Source organism: Bartonella sp. AA9NXGY (assembly GCF_042196845.1).
GTDB lineage: Bacteria > Pseudomonadota > Alphaproteobacteria > Rhizobiales > Rhizobiaceae > Bartonella.
In genome coordinates, this window is the sequence record NZ_JBHIRB010000120.1 from 1 (window position 1) to 590 (window position 590).

The window sequence follows — 590 nt, forward strand, 5'->3', positions numbered from 1 at the left end:
TTTCTTTTGATTACAGCAAAAGAAGGGGTGAAGGTTGGTCAGATTGCCAGTGGTGGCAATATTGAAATTTTTGCAGGCAACGACATCTATTATGATCAGGTCATGGGCTATGGCAGCGCAACATTGACATCGGTATCTGGAGAGATCAGTGTTGAGAATGTGTTGTCTGCTGAGGGGGATGTGAGATTGACAGCAAACACTCTCGATTTAAGCAATAATCGTTCTCATATTTACACGCCGCAAACGCTGTATTTAATTGCAGATCATATTGATGTCTCAGAGAGCGAATTGGCTTATGGCGGTTTAGACTTTCAAAGCACCAATGCCCTTGATATTCACAATGCGCGGCTACAAGCCGTAAGAGATGGCGGTGGGACTGGAGATATTCTCTTTATTGCTCCAAGCGTTATGGTTGATGAGACAACGTCTGTTTTAGCAGCACGAGATTTCGTGATCAAGACGGGGGAGCTTAGAAATAGCGGTCAATTGGCATCGGGGCAGGATTTAGTCTTTAGCGTGACGGGGGATGTGACCAACAACAAAACGGGCTTAATTTATGTGAAGGGCAATGGTGCTTTACAAGTTGATGG

The 590-nt window shown here is 44.7% G+C and carries 1 protein-coding gene; it reads left to right on the forward strand.

All coding sequences use genetic code 11. The annotated features are described in order from the left end of the window. Positions 1-590, forward strand: a 590-nt coding sequence (locus ACFIM6_RS10150) for a hypothetical protein (protein ID WP_375612701.1), incomplete at both ends; no start/stop codon positions are given.